The following is a 17,916-nucleotide window of genomic DNA, read 5'->3' on the forward strand; positions in this document are numbered from 1 at the left end:
CACTTGCCAGCCTAGGTTTACCAAATGGGTCAAAGTTGCGCTCTGCTTCTACTTGGTCGTTGTGGTCGGTAAAGACCCGTGCACTGCCTAGGCGGTCACGGTGGGTGTAGCGGATGGTAGCCCCCTCATCGGTGGTTTGGCTTATAACTGCGATGTCGTCAATGTAGGCCCGCCACGTGGTTTTTGTGCCGTTTATTTCTTCTTCATACAGTTTATCGCTGTAGAAGGTGGTCACACTGCCGTTCACTTGCTTAAAGCGCAGATGTTGTGGGCCGTAGGTAAAATTGAGGGTTTTACCGTCTTTTACTATTTGTGTGGGTTTATCCATCGCGTTATACGTGGCGCTGGTTAGGCCATCACCGCTCGTCATGTTGCCGCGTGCATCATAATTAAAGGTTCGCCAGCTTCCGCTACGATAAATTCGTTTTACCGCATTCGGCCCACCTGTTGCGCCATTAGTATAATCATACTGCGATGCGTAATCTGATTTAGATAACAAGTTACCAACTGCATCATAACTGTAACTGGTGACTACATGGTTATCCACCAAGTTACGCTCTAGGCGATGTAAGCTATCGTACTCATAGGTTTCAGTAAACTGATGTTGGTCAATCCCCACATTACCTGTGGTGACATCCACTTGCGTTAAGTTACCAAAACCATCATACCCTTGATAACTAATATTCATCAGGTTATTACTGCCTTTGGCGACCGCTTTTAATAACATTTGGCCATTTTTGTTGCTGTACGATGCGGTTTCTGATGTACCATTACCTAGATTAGCCGCAGTGATGTTACCAAACACATCCTGTTCAGTAATGGTTTTATACGCATAGCCACTGGCGGTATTCTTCACTACATTTTGATAACCAGAATCTGTGTAACCATATTCAAGCGTCAAGTTGTTTGGATAACGAAGTCCTTTTATTCGGCCATAGTTAGCATCATAGAAGGTCGTTGTGGCATAGGATTTACCATCACCGTTAATTGTTTGTGTGGTTGGTCGGCCGTGGTTATCAAATGCAAATGTTTTGGTAATGCCATTACCTGTGGCTTGATTTAACTGCCCTAAGCCATAGCTTGCACCATCATAGGTATACGTGAGTGTATTTTCACCTGACGCGGTACGACGTGTAACACGACCTAACACATCAGTTACAAAGGTCAGTGTTTTACTGCCAACCCGTGCCTCTCGTTGTAACTCACCAAAGCCATTGTACTCGAAGTTAGTGACCCCTTGGTTAGGGTCATTTACTTGTATTTTTTGCCCAAGCGCATTGTACTTAGCTACAATATTATTGCCATTGGCATCTTGAATAACAATAGGAAGCCCTTGGTTGTTATAGCTATAACGCGTTACACCATTATCAGCATCCTCGGTCTCCATCAACTGCTTTAAGCTATTATAGGTGCGTGACATATCAAGCACTTTACTTTCGCAATCTTCAGAGGCTGTGATATCGGTTTTTAAGCCTGAGTAACTGTACTGTGTGGTCATATCACCGCAATGTTGATTCGTCACTTTTTCAGTTAAGCGGCCCAACACATCATAGCTGCTATAACTCACGCCATAGGCAGTAGCACCGCTTTTATAAGGAACTGACTCAAAGGTTTTGTAGCCTTTTTCATTGTAGGTAACATCAGTGAACACCCAGTCGCCATTAAAGTCCTCCACTGCGGTACGAAGTACGCGCCCTAACTTATCTTGATAAACTTTTTGTGTCGGCATGCCTGCACTGACTTTAACAATTTGCATGACCGCATTATCAGGTGCTTGCTCGTCAGGTGTTTGCACAGCGGTGTAAACAACAGGCTGACCATCTGTTTTGCTACTATAAGGACGATTGTAATCATCATAAGTGTAAGTCGTTGTAAGGTAGCTAGTCCCACTCAGTTGTTGCTGTGTTTGTGTGATTTGCCCTGTTGCTGGATTTACTTTGGTATAACTAATATGCCCTTTTGCATTAGTTTGCTTGTAAGGAAAATAGCCATCGCTTGCCGCACTGGTGCCATTTTTACTGTACGTGGTTGAATTAGTGCGCGTTTGATTCACCCAGTTACCACTGCTATTACGCACCGATGCTGTTTGGCTTACCTGTGTTGGTAAACCATAGTCATTAAAGGTTATGGCCGTTGTACTGCCTCGGCCTGACGCTGCCCCCGCACTTTGACCTGTCACTGCAATATTGCCAGCTTGCCTATTAGCATGGAAGTTACTGTATATATACGACGTATCAATTTTAGGGTCTAGTGGTGCTGCATTTGTAATTGGGTCATTTTCATTTCGCCTTGTAATCGTATACTTGCTCACTGTTTTATTGGTTAATTTATCAAGCCACCAATCATCTTCATTATATGCATACGTATTGGATTCAGAGGTTTTGTATGCCCCCCATTCATCTGTTACTTGTGTATTACTCGCCTTAACATTGCCGTACTGGTCAATACTGGTAATAGATTTTATAGTTGTTGTGACTTGTTTTTTAGTAAGCGAATTAGCATTATCGCTTTCTGTTTCAGGCAGCTGAGTAAGGCTGGTTGAAGTTTTAGGGTACACGCTATAAACACCTGCAACAGAATGATTTGGGTTGTGTTGCCAAATAATCTCTTGGTAGCTAAGTGCATCCGTTTCAGCTGTTGCTGAACCTAACAAATCATATACACCAAAATCTTCACTAGCAAAAGTTGCTTGACGTTCTAGTTTTCCTTGGTACGGAAACACCTGATTAAAGTCTGACTGTGTAATGATGCCCTTGGTTACATCTTCCTCAATGATGGATTTAAAGCCCATAAAACCACGGCCTTGGGCATTGTACATTGCATCTCGGTACTTATAGTGCTTTTCTGTTAAACCGCCAACACCATTACTTTGCGTGAATGATGCAACCACATACATACTTGACGTGAAATTAAAGTATTGGCCTTCATGATTGCTAGTTCTATTATAAAAATTATCATTATTGTTTGCAGAAAGCGGTTTTAATTCCCAAGCGCCTGTTAGCCCCATTCCGGAATTAAAAGATAGTAATGTGTCACTTGCAGCAAAATGACTGTGCTTATTTGAGCCCTTATTTTTATTTACATATACACCATATCCTTTATTTATAAATTGTGGTTCATTAATATCTTCAAACCAATTATAGCTATTTCGACTAATATCTTCATAACGGGAACCATAAATGAATAAAAGATCATTTAATCCATTTCCGGACGTATCAACAACAGCGGATTGGTTTGCCGAGGCTATAATATCTGTTGAAGTGCGGCTTGCCTCTATAGTATTGTCAGTAAAGTGAAAAGAAATAGCATCAAAGTAATATAAACTTTCATCCTTATTATTCCAATCAATTGGTCTAGTGGCAAAACGGTTTTGATTACTATATTTATACGTACTGTAAAGCTGTGAACCACATAAATCTGATGAAGTCATATTATTGGGTTTACCTTTACTCCAATCATACTCCCAGACTCTTGAGCAACCAAGCACAGCCACTTCACCAGGAACTAGTAATTCATTAATTCCATCATGATTTATATCAAAAAACTTTATGGCATTTTGAAAATAGATAATAGCTGCTGAATCCGCTTCTGAACCATCATCGGAAACTTGTGAGTAAAAAACGCTTGGCAAGCTGAAGCCACTATCTATTTGACCACTAAATTTACCCCCCCCCTTCATTAATACGTATTTTCGCATTACGTACATCAAGTAAATCACTTAAACCATCTCCATTAATATCACCAAAAACTGTATATGCATCATCTTGAAACATACCCTGCATTGTATTGCTAGTGAAAATTGCGGTAGAGGCTGATGACATATTTAAAAGTAAACTATGGATTGTTAGCTCTGCTATAGCTGTACTCAAAATACCACTTGCATGAGTATTCACATCACGAGTAGTCCAATTATTTAAGATCGCAAAATCTGGTAAACCATTTCCATCAATATCACCTACTAAAGAAATTTGAGATTTCCCCTGTTTTTCCCCAGCAGTAATATTTTTCTTTATGAATGCTTCAGTTCCTAAATCGTATGCGTCATTTATTGTATAGGGCTGCGATCTATTTTGTGTATGAAAGTAAATTATTAACTTTGTTTGTTGGCCATTCCCAAATGGGGCTGAAACAACAATGTCAGTCCAACCATCACCATTCAAGTCATTGGCGAACTTTATAATATCATTTCCATCAGATAAACCAGGTGTCGATAAAGGAATTTGCGTAGTTATTACCTCTCCAGAAGCAAGTTTAAAATTCAACAGTTCATTATTAATAAACCAATAATCCGATTTACCATCCAAATCTATGTCCAAATCGACACAATTAGCGCCTAACGTTGACTGTTGCATTCTGCACGAATCAAGGGGAGATGAAGGCTTACCGATATACTCCCCTTCTGCATTGATATAAAAATCGCCAAAATCTCTAACACCATCCCCATTTGTATCTCCATGAGGTATAACGGAATTTAAATAGCGCTTGTCTTCATATTGTTGATAAAAGAGATTATTTTTAACATACCCAAGAGGCTCTATATCAAATTGAACAGCTTCATCTTGCCAACGAAAAGTCGTATCGTTGATACATATACCATTAAAACAGTGGGCTAACCTGTCTAATAAACTACGTGATGATGCTGAGCTGGTAATATAGTTAAAATTATAGGCCTTCACCTCATTACTATTACTTATTAAATTAATATGCTTTAGAATTTGAGTCGTACTGTATTTTCCTCCTGCAATATACATTTGCCTTTTATCTGCTCTATCATTATAGATAAAAGAAACACGTTGATGACCAACCAAACTAGACGAATTTCCAGAGTAATAAATATCGGTCAATAACGTCTCACCAACCCCAAACTCTTCATACTCATAATGAATATAATTTTTGGCTGTCGCATCATGTTGATATTCAATTAGCCACGAATAAGCCGCACTTTTGCCACCGTGCACCAACCTTGAATCAGTCGTTTTCCCAAAATACGCAACTCGACTATTTTTATACTCAGCTTTAAACCACGTTGAAGTGCCGTTGAGCGCACCACTTTGCGTTACACGCACAAAACTATCAATTTCGGTGCGGTACTGCGTACCTGAGTTACCATAACTGCCCGATGTAGCTATTAAACGCTGGCCGTCTAAGCACAGACGGTCATTACTGTTGTATTGTGGGTTTTGGGTAAAGCCATCTTGAGCATAGGTTGCGGCGCAACGGGTTATACTGGAACCTGCCGATAATGACCATCCAACACCCGCAATACCATTACCGTTTCGTGATGAATAATTAAGTGATACTTCAGGCTGCATACCTGCACGCCCAGTGGGAAGTTGAATTGGAATATGGTAGGTTGCAGCACCACCGCTCACACCAGCTTGGCCTTTTATTGCGCCAATGTTATCAACAGTGGGGACATCTACACTGGAAAAAGCTGAATCTGCCAGTGAATTATTTGATATGTCGGCATATTCACTCTGCTGGATACGATAATCATTAACTACAATGTCACTATCTGTCCATCCTAAGGCTGTTGCTTTTGCGCAAAATCTTGCATCACTATCGAGTACAATTGATGTTGAATAATCTAACCATGCACCACTTGTGCAACTCGCTCCATGGGGTACAAGCTTATACTGCAAATTTGCATTACTATTATTAATAGATAAAGTGATTGAAGTGCCAGCAATTATCTCATTAACGGCTGGTGATATACTTGGTTTCTCTAACTTAAAGTTGAAATCGGCATAGCTTATGTTGCTATCCATCCTCCCTGATTTGGTTGCTTTATAACAAACACGCTGGCTGTTGGTCAATGTGACTGCTGAGGTGTAATTTAACCAACTACTGTCGCTACATGCGGCTCCTACCGAGACCATTTTATACTTAATCACCGCGCTTTGCGGGTTTGATATTGAAAACGGTGTATTAGTAGAGTAATTCCCGCCATTAGGGCTGATGGCTGGGCTCGTAAGTTTAAATTTCAAATTAAAATCTTTATAGCTAACTGAGCTCGAAGATTGCCCTGCTAATATGACTCTCGAGCATACCCTGCTACTGCCGTTAAGCTTAAAGGGAACGATATAAGTTCTCCATAAACCAACATCACAACTTTGTTGGTAATTCAAAGTTTTATATTCCACAACACCAACATTATAAATTCGCTGATGTGAATAAAACCCTGTTTTTTCGTATTGGGTATTGTTTAATGTAATCTTACTGCTGGATGATATTGTTCCTCCCGAAGGAGTCATTAAAGGATAAGCTAATGGCTCTAACAATTTGAAAGATTGGGAGGTACTGTCACTATCTAACCAGCCTTACAATCGCGTTAAGTTACAAAGCACCTATTGCGGCAGATGAGTTCATTGATAACAAGATAGAGATTTTGACATCTAGTTTGTTAACTTAAAAAATAGCTAACGTTGTTAGTGCTTTATTTAGCCCGCGAGAATGATTTAATATTTAAGTTGATTGGTATTAGCCATACTCGTACCCTCTTTTTCAGTTTTGCTTTGGAAACAAAAAAGCCTGAAATAAATTCAGGCTTTTGAGCAGGCTAACATTAACTTATTCGGCTATTTCTTTAAAGAAAGCTTTTCGCCTTTAAGTGACTTTCGTACACCTGATATACGTGAGCGATTTTTAGCACGTGCTTCACCCGTTGCTTGTCCTGAAGGTTTATTTACACGACTACGACGAAGGTGTGAAGGCTTCTTGCCAATTTTATCAATTAAAACTTCGCGGTTACTCACTTCATAACCTGCTAGATATTCACGCTTAATTTTTTGGCCAATTAACGTTTCAATTTCAAAAAGCATGTTTTCTTCTTCACGGCTTACGAATGAAATTGCTTGGCCTTGATTACCAGCGCGCCCTGTGCGGCCAATACGATGAACGTAATCTTCAGCAAGCCACGGTAAGTCAATATTAATAACACGAGGCAAGCCATCAATATCAATACCTCGCGCAGCAACTTCAGTTGCCACTAATACACGAACCTTACCTTCTTTAAAGTCTCTTAATGCGCGACGGCGATTACCTTGGGTTTTATCACCGTGACACACAGCTGCAGGAATACCATCAAGGTTTAATTCTTTAACTAATTTATCTGCCGTGTCTTTCATGTTTACAAACACCAGCACTTGCTGCCAATTTTTCTTGCCTATAAGCTCAGATAATAGCTCTTGTTTACGGCGCTCTTCCACAGGGTAAACCACGTGGTGAACGGTCGCAGCGGTGCTGTTAGTTTGATCAACTCTAATAATTTCAGCTTGCTTTAATACTTTACTGGCAAATTGTTTAATTGCCGAAGGGAACGTTGCTGAAAACAGTAAAATTTGGCGTTCTTCAGCACATCCATTTATCACTGTTTGCATATCAGTAATAAATCCCATATCTAGCATACGATCGGCTTCATCAAGCACTAAATGATTGACCTGCGCGAGGCTTAAATTACCAAGACGAATATGATCAAGTAAACGCCCTGGCGTTGCAACAACGATATCAGCCCCTTCTTTTAAGCCATTGGCTTGACCCGCAATGTTAACGCCACCAAATAAGCACACTGTTTTAAGTGAAGTGTATTTAGCAAAATCTTTAATATTGTTCGCGATTTGTTCCGCAAGTTCACGTGTAGGAGCAAGTACCAATGCACGTGGAGCGTTTGTCGCTGTATGCTCAACTTCAGATAGTTTTTGTATAATAGGCAATGAAAATGCAGCTGTTTTACCTGTGCCCGTTTGAGCACTGGCTAAAACATCTTTACCTTTACGTACTGCAGGAATAGCGCCACGTTGAATGGGCGTGAGGGTGTGATAGTTAAGTTCGTCTAACGCCTGAATAAGCTCAGGGGCAAAACTAAAAGATTTAAAATTCATGCTGTATAACCTACGGCCACATTATCAAGGGTCGCAAATTATACAGCAATTCTGTGGCAACAGTTAGTTATAACTTAACTAAAGTGCCTTTTAATGCAACGCCGGCCATGATTGTACCTGCGCCACACTCATATTCAGTGCTACTAACAAATTCACGCTTTTTATAATAAGACTGAATATTAACAACGGCGTTCATTCCTTCTTTAACTGCGCGCTCTTGCAACGCTTTTAAAGCACTGAGCATAACCCACTCACACGCCTCTTGATCACTTTTATTAAATGCATTGGTTTTTTTATTCGTGATCACTTCGCCGTATTTACTGCTCTCACTACCATAACTTTGATCAGCAAAGTAAAGAGGCACATCTAATAGCGCACTTTTGGCTTTGCTCGTTTCTAACAGTGACTGAATAGGATATTTACCTATATCGTCACGTGCTTCAACCGCAGTGACTGTTAGCATTGATGTAGCTAATAATAAGCTTGTCATTAATTTCATTTTATATTCCTTCTTTGGTATAGAACTTCCATGCAACTCCAAAACCAAACGAGATACTACTATCTTGTTTCACTAAGGGACTACGTTGCTGTTTACTTTGAGCTAGATGGTGATATTTAATAAAACCACCTAGCCAATATTTTTTACTATCAAAATTAAGCCCAAACGACATATCAGCGCCAGAATAGCCCGACTGACTGTTAAACTCAGAACGTGCATTATGTGTATCTAATGCAGATATACCATAATAATAATTTAAGTAACGGTCATCGGCAAAATTAGCATTTGCTCGTATACTGGTAGTAATTTCATACGTTGGCGTAATAAGCACAGGGCTCTCATAATAAACACTCGGGCCATAACGCCAACCGACGTTAGTCACTGAGCTAAAATCAGTTGCCATAGCTTTACGGGTAAATAAGCCAATATAAAATTGTTCTGCCGCTTGGGGATCACCTTTAAAGTAATAATTTAGCGAAGGCCCAAGTTCAAATACCCAATCTAAATCATCCATGCCTTCACGGGCTTGATTGTCTTCACTGTCTACAGCAAGGCTCACACCCGCAGATATATCTAGGTGTACATTATCAAAATGCCATAAGTAACCAGTAAAGCTGTTACGGTCCACATCTAACTCATCACTTTGATAACGAACATAAGGCACTGGCATTATGTATTGTTCACTTTGATCAGAGCCTAAGTAATGAGGAATATCAGCCATAAAGGCGCCGCCACCAATTTCCAGTTTAGCAGCAGCCACACTCACCGAACTGTATAAACACAGCGAAATCAACAACCACGATATATTATTCACTTTTGAAGCGCTTAAATATTAATGAAGTATTGATGCCGCCAAACGCAAAGTTATTGCTCATTACATAGTCAGTGTTGATTTCTCGACCACACTCTGTGATGTAATCCAAAGCTGCACATTCATCGTCCACTTCGGTTAAATTAATTGTTGGGGCAAACCAGTTATCAGTCATCATATTAATACTTGCCCACGCCTCTATCGCACCACACGCACCTAGAGTATGACCAAGATAGCTCTTTAATGAACTGATAGGTTTAGCGCCTAAGGCATTAAAGGTGGCTTGACTTTCAGCAATGTCACCTCGGTCCGTTGATGTGCCATGCGCGTTAACATAACCAATTTGATCGGCAGATAAATTGGCATCTTGCAACGCCATCTCAATCGCAATTTGCATAGTGCCCGATGTTGGTTGCGTAACGTGTTGACCATCAGAGTTACAACCAAAGCCAACTATTTCGGCTAATATAGTTGCCCCTCGGGCTTTAGCATGCTCATATTCTTCTAAAATTAAAGTTGATGCACCCTCACCAATTACCAACCCGTCACGCCTTTTATCAAACGGCCTGGGTGTCAATTCAGGGCTATCATTTTGGGTACTTGTTGCATATAAAGTATCAAACACTGCGGCTTCTGTAACACACAGCTCTTCTGCACCGCCTGCAACCATGAGTTTTTGTCGGCCAAACTTTATCGCTTCAAATGCGTAACCAATACCTTGAGAGCCGGATGTACAGGCCGAGCTTGTTGTAATCACTCGCCCTTTGATACCAAAAAACACGCCAACATTAACCGGGGCTGTGTGCGCCATCATTTGAATATAGCTGGTGGCTGTTACTCCATTCATTGAGCCTGTGTCCATCATACGGCCAAATGATACCAGCGGTGCCGTAGAGCCAATTGACGAGCCATAAGACACTCCAGTCGAACCATCGGTTAATGCAGGATGATCAAGAAGCTGAGCTTGCTCAAGAGCACGTTCAGTGGCTAAGGTCGACATTAAAGACACACGCCCCATTGAACGCACTTTTTTACGTGAGTAATGAGCAGGACGGCTAAAGTTTTCTATTGGGGCTGCAAGGTTGGTATTTAAGCCATCAATATAGTCCCATTCCTGCATTCGTTTGACTGCATTTTTACCTGCGACCAATGCGCTTTTAAAATCACTCCAGTTATCACCCAAAGCGGTGATAGATGACATTCCAGTAACAACTACTCGTTTCATTACGCCATACCACCATTTACTTGAAGAACTTGGCGGGTGATGTAACTGGCGCCGTCAGACATTAAAAACGAGACCGCAGCAGCGACTTCCTCTGGATTACCCATGCGATTGGCGGGGATCATTTTTGTCATTTCTGCAATCGGTAGATCGTCGGTCATTCCGGTATCAATCAAACCAGGTGCAACACAATTAACGGTAATTTTTCGCTTTGCAAGCTCAACCGCAAGTGCTTTAGATGCGCCTATGACGCCCGCTTTTGAGGCACTATAATTGACCTGACCACGATTGCCTGCCACACCAGACACTGACGACATAGCAACAATACGTCCACCCTTTCGCGTTCTGACCATCGGCATAACAAGAGGGTGTAACACATTATAAAAACCATCTAGATTGGTGTGCACTACACTATCCCACTCTTCATCTGTCATTGCTGGAAATGCAGTGTCTGCGGTGATCCCTGCATTACAAACAACGCCATAAAAAGCACCATGGGTTTCAACGTACTGCTCTAAAATTGCTTTTGCTGAGGCCCTGTCTGCTACATCAAACTGCAAGATATCAACATCTACACCCAACGCAGCTATTTCAGCTTTAACTTGCTCTGCCGCTTCTAGACCTGAGCGGCAATGCAGGCTAATATTAAACCCATCTTTAGCTAATTGTAGAGCAACTGCCTTACCAATTCCTTTACTTGAACCGGTCACTAATACTCGTCTTGACATTACATTTGCTCCGCTAAAAATTGTTCTGGGTTTTCAGGTTGAAATACATTAATTTTCGCTTCTACTAACAGGGTATCCGCTTGTTTAATACTACATTCGAAAGCACTTAATCCGTTTGCTTCGCTGTATAGTTTTTCTACTTTGATCGTTAATGTGCTATTTAAAGCAAAACGATTACAGTGCATTTTATATTTACGACTACTCACTAAAAAACCAATTTCTACTTTTGCGCCATTATCAACTTGGTTAGCGTTGGCGTAAGCAGCGATTGCTTGCGCCATATACTCAATGCCGACATGGCTTGCGACACTTTGGCTATCGGCATCATAAAAGTTGCTATGTGGTGTAATAGTGACTGAGCAAATTCCAGTATTTTCATCGTAACTATCTAAGCTATCGATCAAAATCATGGGCGCAGTATGAGGTAAAATAGTTTCAATTGGGTGCACAGGCATCTCTTATAATCCGATTAATACACTGACGTTATTGCCGCCAAAAGCAAATGAGTTTGACAGGCATGTTTTAATTTTTGTTTCGCTCTTCGCCCCTACTGGTACGAGGTTGATAGTTGGCAAGGCTGGGTCCGCTTCGCCATCCCAAATATGTGGGGCAAACTCATCGTCACCAAGTAACAACCAACACAAGCCGATTTCAGTTGCGCCTGCTGCACCTAAGGTATGCCCTATCATGCCTTTAGAAGAACTACAGGGTGTGTCAGTACCAAACACTTCAGCCACTGCAATGGCTTCCATCTCATCATTTTTGGGGGTTGCAGTACCATGCAAATTAACATAATCAACGTCACTTGGTTGATAGCCAGCTCGAGACAACGCAGCACGCATAGCCGCCACTGCACCTTCGCCTTGTGGGTGCGGGGCAGACATATGATGCGCATCGCTAGATTCTCCCACGCCGAGCAATTTAATTGTACCTTGTTTTTCAACTATGCATAATGCCGCGGCTTCACCTAAATTGATACCATCACGGTTTTTACTTGAAGGATTGCTTATACCAGCAGAGGTTGAAGCCAAAGCAGTAAACCCATTGACTGTCATACCGCACAAACTATCTACACCACCAACAATTGCAACATCAGCAAGATCGCCAGCAATTAATTCTTGCGCTGTAGCAAATGCTTTGGCACTCGAAGAGCAAGCTGTTGATAAGGTCATCGCCGGCCCTTTTACTCCTAGATACAAACTAATAAACTGAGATAAATTATCCATCTCTTGCTGCTGATAATGATAATTTTCCCCAAACTCCCCTTGCGCTAGCTGTTGCACCATGGCTTGTTCACCTTGCGCGATCCCTGAAGTACTCGTCCCTACAATAACCGCAATTCGATGTTGGCCATATTGCTGTTTTAATTCGCTAACAGGGATAATAAGTTGCTCGAGTGCTAAAGCAGCTAATTGGTTATTGCGGGTATGAAACTCACGAGGATATTGCGCTAATGAAGGTAACGCTACTTGCACCGCGCCAACATGAATTGGCCCTTCATTAAGTAGTTCATTATTAACAACTATGCCGTCTTGATTACCTGTTAACAAGTTACGTTTAATTGTTTTATTGTCACACCCTAATGGGTTAACCATGGCGTAGTGGCTAATAAATAGCGGTTGTTGCATATTAATATTCTTCTAATCGTTCTATTTTCAAGCGGTAGTCTTGCTCATACTCTGTCATTAGAGTAATAGCACCATTATACGTGATTTCTCGAACTAATGTGTCATTGCGATAAAACTGCCGAGTTCGCATTACTGTGTTATCAAGCTCAATCACCTGATTATTATCAAGCATGTTTTGCTCAAGCATCACCAACGGCCAAAATGCACTTTGCATATCATAAATAATTTTTTTGCCATCAAGCTCTACCGCTAACGTAGTCGAGGTGCTTAGTTCATGAGTGTTAGTATCAAATTGCAGCTGTGTTAATGGCACCCCTTCAAAAGTAAGGGCAACAACTTTAATTGATGATGTTGTGAACTCAGTTGATACCAACATTGATTCATCAACAATGCCTGCAAATTGAAATCTTTCTAGCCAGCCTTGTTCATTCAGCTCTGTGGGTACTGGCATGAAATTAAACATTGGCGTTGCCACATGATTGGCGGCCATTTGTTGGCAACCAGCTATAAATAGTACACATAATGGCAACAATGTTCGTCTAAATAATCGCAACATCAGCAACACCGTTAAGCAACACTATCATTGTTATCTGGCTCGCAGATTTGTTCTAAAATCTTCAACCCACGCTTTGTATTTTTAACAAATGGGTTGCTTTTATCCCAGGCGTACCCTGCTAAAATTGAGCAGACCATGGCTTTTACATCTGGTTGACCATCAGCAAAAAAGATCACCGACTGTAAACTCGTGTCATACCATGAGTTTACAAAATACTTGAAAACATCAATACCTTCACGTAATGGGACCTCGTATTGACTTTGCCAATCAATGTTTTCACCCGCAAGTTGTTTTACTACCAGCTCAGTTGCTTGAACTGCTGATTTTAAAGCAATTGTAACGCCAGATGAAAATACCGGGTCTAAAAATTCACCAGCGTTACCCAGTAAGGCGAACTTATCACCGTGTAGTGCTTTTACATTCGCTGAATAGCCACCTATTGTTCGTACAGGCGCAATAATTTGGGCATCAGCAAGTAATGTGCTCAGGTTGTCATCTGCATGAATAAAATCTAAAAGTGTTTGTTCAAGTGTTTGATCTGCCCTCTCGATTTGTGCTGTTTCACCTACGACACCCACACTAATTGTGCTATCACTAAATGGAATAGCCCAGTACCAAATATCTGGGATTGTAGGGTGTACGGTGATCAATATTTTATTACGGTCAAACTGGCTGTTATCAATATTATCTTTGAAATGGGTAAATACTGCCTTACGAGGAGTCAATTCACTTGGCTCTTCTAAATCAAGTAAACGCGGCAGTACACGACCAAAGCCACTACCGTCTAGCGTAAATCTTGCCGTTATTGTTTTTTCTTGTTGCGTTTTTAAATCAATAACATCTAATGAAGTTATATTGTGTTCAGTACTAAAGCCGGTCACTTGATGTGAAAAGCAAATAGTTGCTCCCTGTTTTTGCGCTTCTTCAGCTAACAAATTATCAAATTCTGCACGTTTTACCTGATAAGTTGTGCCAGGACCTTCACTGAACTTTTCTTCAAAATTGAAGTAAGTATGGTGACCACTACGATAAAAAGCAGCACCGTTTTTGAATTGAAAACCAAGTTCATTCGCATTGTCGATTAAAGCTTCAAGCATATTTGCTTGCTTAAGATAATCCATTGATTGGGGTAATAAGCTTTCACCAATTGAAAAGCGTGGAAACTCATCGCGTTCAATAATACACACACTTAAACCATGCTGCATTAACAAACAAGCCGCAACTGTTCCTGACGGGCCAGCACCAATGATAGATACATCAAAATCAGTTGATGTCATTAAATGTTCCTTTTCGATACTAAAGCAAGGCGCGGTGAAATTAAAAACACCACCACCACACCGATAAATACAGTGAAACCAAATTGGCTTACCGCAGGTGTTGAGCTAACAATTAATATTGCAAACACAAACAGTGAACTCAACGCTGATACACAGGTTGTCAGCGTAATTTTTTTACACAAACCATGCTCTGCATAAAAAATACAATAGTCTAGACCAAGGGCTAAAATAAGTATCCCTGCTACATAATTAAAAACTGTTAAGCTGCCATAAAACCATGTACTTAAAATAAGTGCAACTAGAACTGCAATGAGCGGACGAGTCACTGCAACAAAGGCATTTAACAAGCCATAGCGCAACCAAAATATTGCCATAGCCATAGTCAAAGCTAAGGCATAGATAAAAATCAATTGCAGTCTAAATTGCCCTATTTGCTCGCTAATACCGGCTACTTTATCAATAAAAAAGACATCCGTATAAGTGTTAGCTAAGCTTTTAACCGAGCTTGTGTTTTGTAGACTTTTTAGCTTAATCACACTGTAGTAGCGATGCTGAATTTGCAACCATTGGTTAGTAAATAAAGGCGCTACTTTTGTGTTTTGCCATGTTGCAAAATCAAGTTGTTGGTACTCATCTAACGGCCTTGCTGCTAAGTTAAAACCAAGCACTGAGTTTAACTGTGTAAAATCCCCACGATTGACTGCATCACTTAACAATTGTTGATTACTCTTTTGCATGGATATTGACGGCAGCCATTGGCTGATACTGGAATACGCTGTAATTTCTTTGTTTGCTTGTAATTGCTCAAGCCGTGGTAACAGTTGCTCCATCTGCCTAAGCACCTGCTGCTCGTTTTCACCGGCGATCAACAGATATGAACTGTCCCATTGCTCTGCTAATAAATCGCTGATTGTTTGTTGCTGAGTAATTAAATCATCGGGAACTTTGTAGAAATGCCGTGGATCATCATCATTATCTAAAAACGTTAAGCCAAATAACCCGACAATAATAAACAACAATTGCCAACGCATTGCCAACTTATTATTTAGCCAAACTTGCTGTAGGTTATGCAACCCTGAAATAAAGTTCGGCACCTGCATAGCGCTTTTAGCTTTTAATACCACTAAACTTGGATAGAGTAGCAATACACACAATAAAGCCCCTAACAGCCCTGCCATGGTGAAAACTGCAATTTGTTTAAATAATATTAATGGTGTAAACACCAGTATTAAATAACCGGCAGTCGTCGTTAGAAAGCTTAATAACAATGAGCTACGAATAGTATGCAGTGGATTTGCTACTTTTGGTTTAGAAAAACGTAACTCACTCAGAGCATGAAAACTATAATCGGCTGCTATCCCAATTAATGTCACTGCAAATACGAGTGTTAAAACATTAACCTCAGTAAACAATAAACGCAGTGCAGTGTAGCCATAAATCATACTGACTGAAACGACGAATAACGTGCAAAACACACTCAATGCACTACGATAGATGATCATGATCAGCAACAAGGTTGCAAATACTGAAATGGCGCCAAATACTGTCATTTCATTTTGTGCACTTGAGCTTGCGCTCGCGGTAAAAAAAGCAGCCCCTGTGGCCAAATAATCCACACCTGTATCTTGTGTTAATGCCTGTTTTTTAAGGGAAGTAACGTTTGCTGCAATCTTTTTCGCGACATTTAAATCCAACCCCGTACCATTACTCATAAAGTTTACGAGCACATAATAGCGAGTATGTCCTACAGGCTCGTTTTTAGTCGCAATTAAAAAGCCATCATGATTTTTAAGTTTTGCTGAAGGTAAGCTCTGTTGATTAAAAAAATCGGCTAGCGCTAATGTTTTATCTTTTTCTAATGTAGCGGCAACCCAAGGCGAAGCCATTTCATTAAGAAGATTAAATTGGTAGTTGAATAAACTTTGACTATCATTGGCTTGCAACAAGTATCTATATTGCTCACTGATAAACGCATGCGGATAATTAAGGTAATCACGCACTATTGAGTCAAGTTGGGGTAAAGCATCAAATTTTACTTTAACAGCAATACCCGCAATTGCATTTAATGACTCAGCCGCTCTCAGGGCATAGTTAATTGCCGTGGTTTTATCTTGGTGACCAACTAATAAAAGGTGTTGGCGTAATTGCTGTTGCTCTAATTGCTCACTAACAAGTTGTATTTCTGGTTCTTGTTCTACGCTAAATATTTGATTGAGATCAGCAACAATTGTAAATGACTTAAATAGCCATAAATAACTCAATCCCGCTAATAAAACGGCAAACTGTATGCACCATACAACGAGCTTAGTGCGTGAGCTTAACGGCATCCATGTCACCTTGACTAAGCTCCTTAGTGGTTATTGTCATCGTAATGTGGGTATTATTATTTTGCTGATCGGTTATCACTATTTCACGTTGGCTGTCACCATTTCGGCACAGTTTAACTTGCTTAAACATCTGTGCAACTTGCACTAAAGTTGGTACTAATAGATAACAGCTGGTTTGCTCAATAGCAGTTACTTGCCAATCGGAGTTCTGAATTTGGCCACTTAATAACTTGGCTAATAATTGGTTTATTTGCTTATCTTGAGTCAGCACTTGGTAATCTTGTTCAACATCATTACGTCGATAAATCCCATCAGCTAAGACCAGTAGCTCACTTTTCACGGGCAAAAGCGTATGCCAATAAACTTGTTGCTGAAAAATAACAAATTCACCTTGTGATTTAATGGCTCGCTTTAAAAAGGTGAAATGCTTTGCTTGGCTAAACTCCCCTTTTCCTTGTTTAATTTCAAACTTACTAAAATCACTTTGCGCAAAACAGTTAGTCGTCACACAAACGAACAACATGGCTACAAGCCATAATGTATGGCTAAATTTATTCAACATAGGCACGTACTTTATCGGTAAATACAGCAGGAGATTCAAATTGCAATTCTTGATTTTGTAAATCTAAGGCAACTTGAATGGTATAGGCTTTAGTCAACACCTTCTGGCTGTCTAAACATTCAATTTTATAGTCAATTTTGATCCGTGTTTCGAACTCAACCAAACTCGCATGAATACGTATATGTGAACCAAACACAGCCGATGCAACATACTTTAACCGCATATCAACAATCGGCCACATATAGCCTGAGCGTTCCATCGTATTGTAATTATAGCCAATTTTGTCAAGCAATACGCATCGTGCATCTTCTATGTATTTCACATAGTTACCGTGCCACACAATTCGCATTGGATCGACATCGTAAAATGGCACCACCATATCAACATAAACGGTTACAATAGCGTTGGATTTTTTCATTTTAGCCC

General features: G+C 40.5%; 13 protein-coding genes and 1 pseudogene. All 14 read right to left on the reverse strand.

The features are described from left to right. A pseudogene (locus tag B5G52_RS08000) lies at positions 1 to 3,697 on the reverse strand (hypothetical protein); the annotation flags it as partial. Further along, entirely contained in the window at positions 3,663 to 5,987 is a 2,325-nt protein-coding gene (locus tag B5G52_RS08005) for a SpvB/TcaC N-terminal domain-containing protein (protein ID WP_176372526.1), read from the reverse strand. The pseudogene B5G52_RS08000 and the gene B5G52_RS08005, both read right to left, overlap by 35 nt. A 591-nt stretch (positions 5,988 to 6,578) precedes the next feature. Then, the gene (locus B5G52_RS08010) at positions 6,579 to 7,880 is read right to left on the reverse strand and encodes a DEAD/DEAH box helicase (RefSeq protein ID WP_087532133.1); all 1,302 of its coding nucleotides are present in this window, start codon (positions 7,878 to 7,880) and stop codon (positions 6,579 to 6,581) included. A gap of 67 nt (positions 7,881 to 7,947) precedes the next feature. Then, positions 7,948 to 8,379 carry an excinuclease ABC subunit A gene (locus B5G52_RS08015; RefSeq protein WP_087532134.1) on the reverse strand — a complete coding sequence of 144 codons (432 nt, stop codon included), beginning with the start codon at positions 8,377 to 8,379 and terminating at the stop codon, positions 7,948 to 7,950. A gap of 1 nt (position 8,380) precedes the next feature. Continuing rightward, the gene (locus tag B5G52_RS08020) at positions 8,381 to 9,193 is read right to left on the reverse strand and encodes a MipA/OmpV family protein (protein WP_087532135.1); all 813 of its coding nucleotides are present in this window, start codon (positions 9,191 to 9,193) and stop codon (positions 8,381 to 8,383) included. Continuing rightward, positions 9,186 to 10,415 carry a beta-ketoacyl-ACP synthase gene (locus B5G52_RS08025; protein ID WP_087532136.1) on the reverse strand — a complete coding sequence of 410 codons (1,230 nt, stop codon included), beginning with the start codon at positions 10,413 to 10,415 and terminating at the stop codon, positions 9,186 to 9,188. The genes B5G52_RS08020 and B5G52_RS08025 overlap by 8 nt, the downstream gene beginning before the upstream one ends. Beyond that, positions 10,415 to 11,140 carry a 3-oxoacyl-ACP reductase FabG gene (gene fabG, locus B5G52_RS08030; protein WP_087532137.1) on the reverse strand — a complete coding sequence of 242 codons (726 nt, stop codon included), beginning with the start codon at positions 11,138 to 11,140 and terminating at the stop codon, positions 10,415 to 10,417. Before fabG ends, B5G52_RS08025 begins: the two co-directional genes overlap by 1 nt. Then, the gene (locus tag B5G52_RS08035) at positions 11,140 to 11,595 is read right to left on the reverse strand and encodes a 3-hydroxylacyl-ACP dehydratase (protein ID WP_087532138.1); all 456 of its coding nucleotides are present in this window, start codon (positions 11,593 to 11,595) and stop codon (positions 11,140 to 11,142) included. The genes fabG and B5G52_RS08035 overlap by 1 nt, the downstream gene beginning before the upstream one ends. Before the next feature lie 3 nt (positions 11,596 to 11,598). Further along, on the reverse strand, positions 11,599 to 12,768 hold the full coding sequence (locus tag B5G52_RS08040; protein WP_087532139.1) for a beta-ketoacyl-[acyl-carrier-protein] synthase family protein: 1,170 nt from the start codon (positions 12,766 to 12,768) through the stop codon (positions 11,599 to 11,601). 1 nt (position 12,769) lies between these two features. Further along, on the reverse strand, positions 12,770 to 13,324 hold the full coding sequence (locus tag B5G52_RS08045; protein ID WP_087532140.1) for a DUF3261 domain-containing protein: 555 nt from the start codon (positions 13,322 to 13,324) through the stop codon (positions 12,770 to 12,772). Between the two features lie 11 nt (positions 13,325 to 13,335). Beyond that, positions 13,336 to 14,601, reverse strand: coding sequence for an NAD(P)/FAD-dependent oxidoreductase (locus B5G52_RS08050; RefSeq protein ID WP_087532141.1), 1,266 nt, complete (start codon positions 14,599 to 14,601; stop codon positions 13,336 to 13,338). Then, positions 14,601 to 16,928, reverse strand: a complete 2,328-nt coding sequence (locus tag B5G52_RS08055; RefSeq protein ID WP_087532142.1) for an MMPL family transporter — start codon at positions 16,926 to 16,928, stop codon at positions 14,601 to 14,603. Before B5G52_RS08055 ends, B5G52_RS08050 begins: the two co-directional genes overlap by 1 nt. Further along, on the reverse strand, positions 16,906 to 17,490 hold the full coding sequence (locus B5G52_RS08060) for an outer membrane lipoprotein carrier protein LolA (protein ID WP_087532143.1): 585 nt from the start codon (positions 17,488 to 17,490) through the stop codon (positions 16,906 to 16,908). The genes B5G52_RS08055 and B5G52_RS08060 overlap by 23 nt, the downstream gene beginning before the upstream one ends. Continuing rightward, on the reverse strand, positions 17,480 to 17,908 hold the full coding sequence (locus B5G52_RS08065; protein ID WP_087532144.1) for a thioesterase family protein: 429 nt from the start codon (positions 17,906 to 17,908) through the stop codon (positions 17,480 to 17,482). Before B5G52_RS08065 ends, B5G52_RS08060 begins: the two co-directional genes overlap by 11 nt. Positions 17,909 to 17,916 lie beyond the last annotated feature (8 nt).

The organism is Pseudoalteromonas sp. A601 (assembly GCF_002165575.1).
Classification (GTDB): Bacteria; Pseudomonadota; Gammaproteobacteria; order Enterobacterales; family Alteromonadaceae; genus Pseudoalteromonas.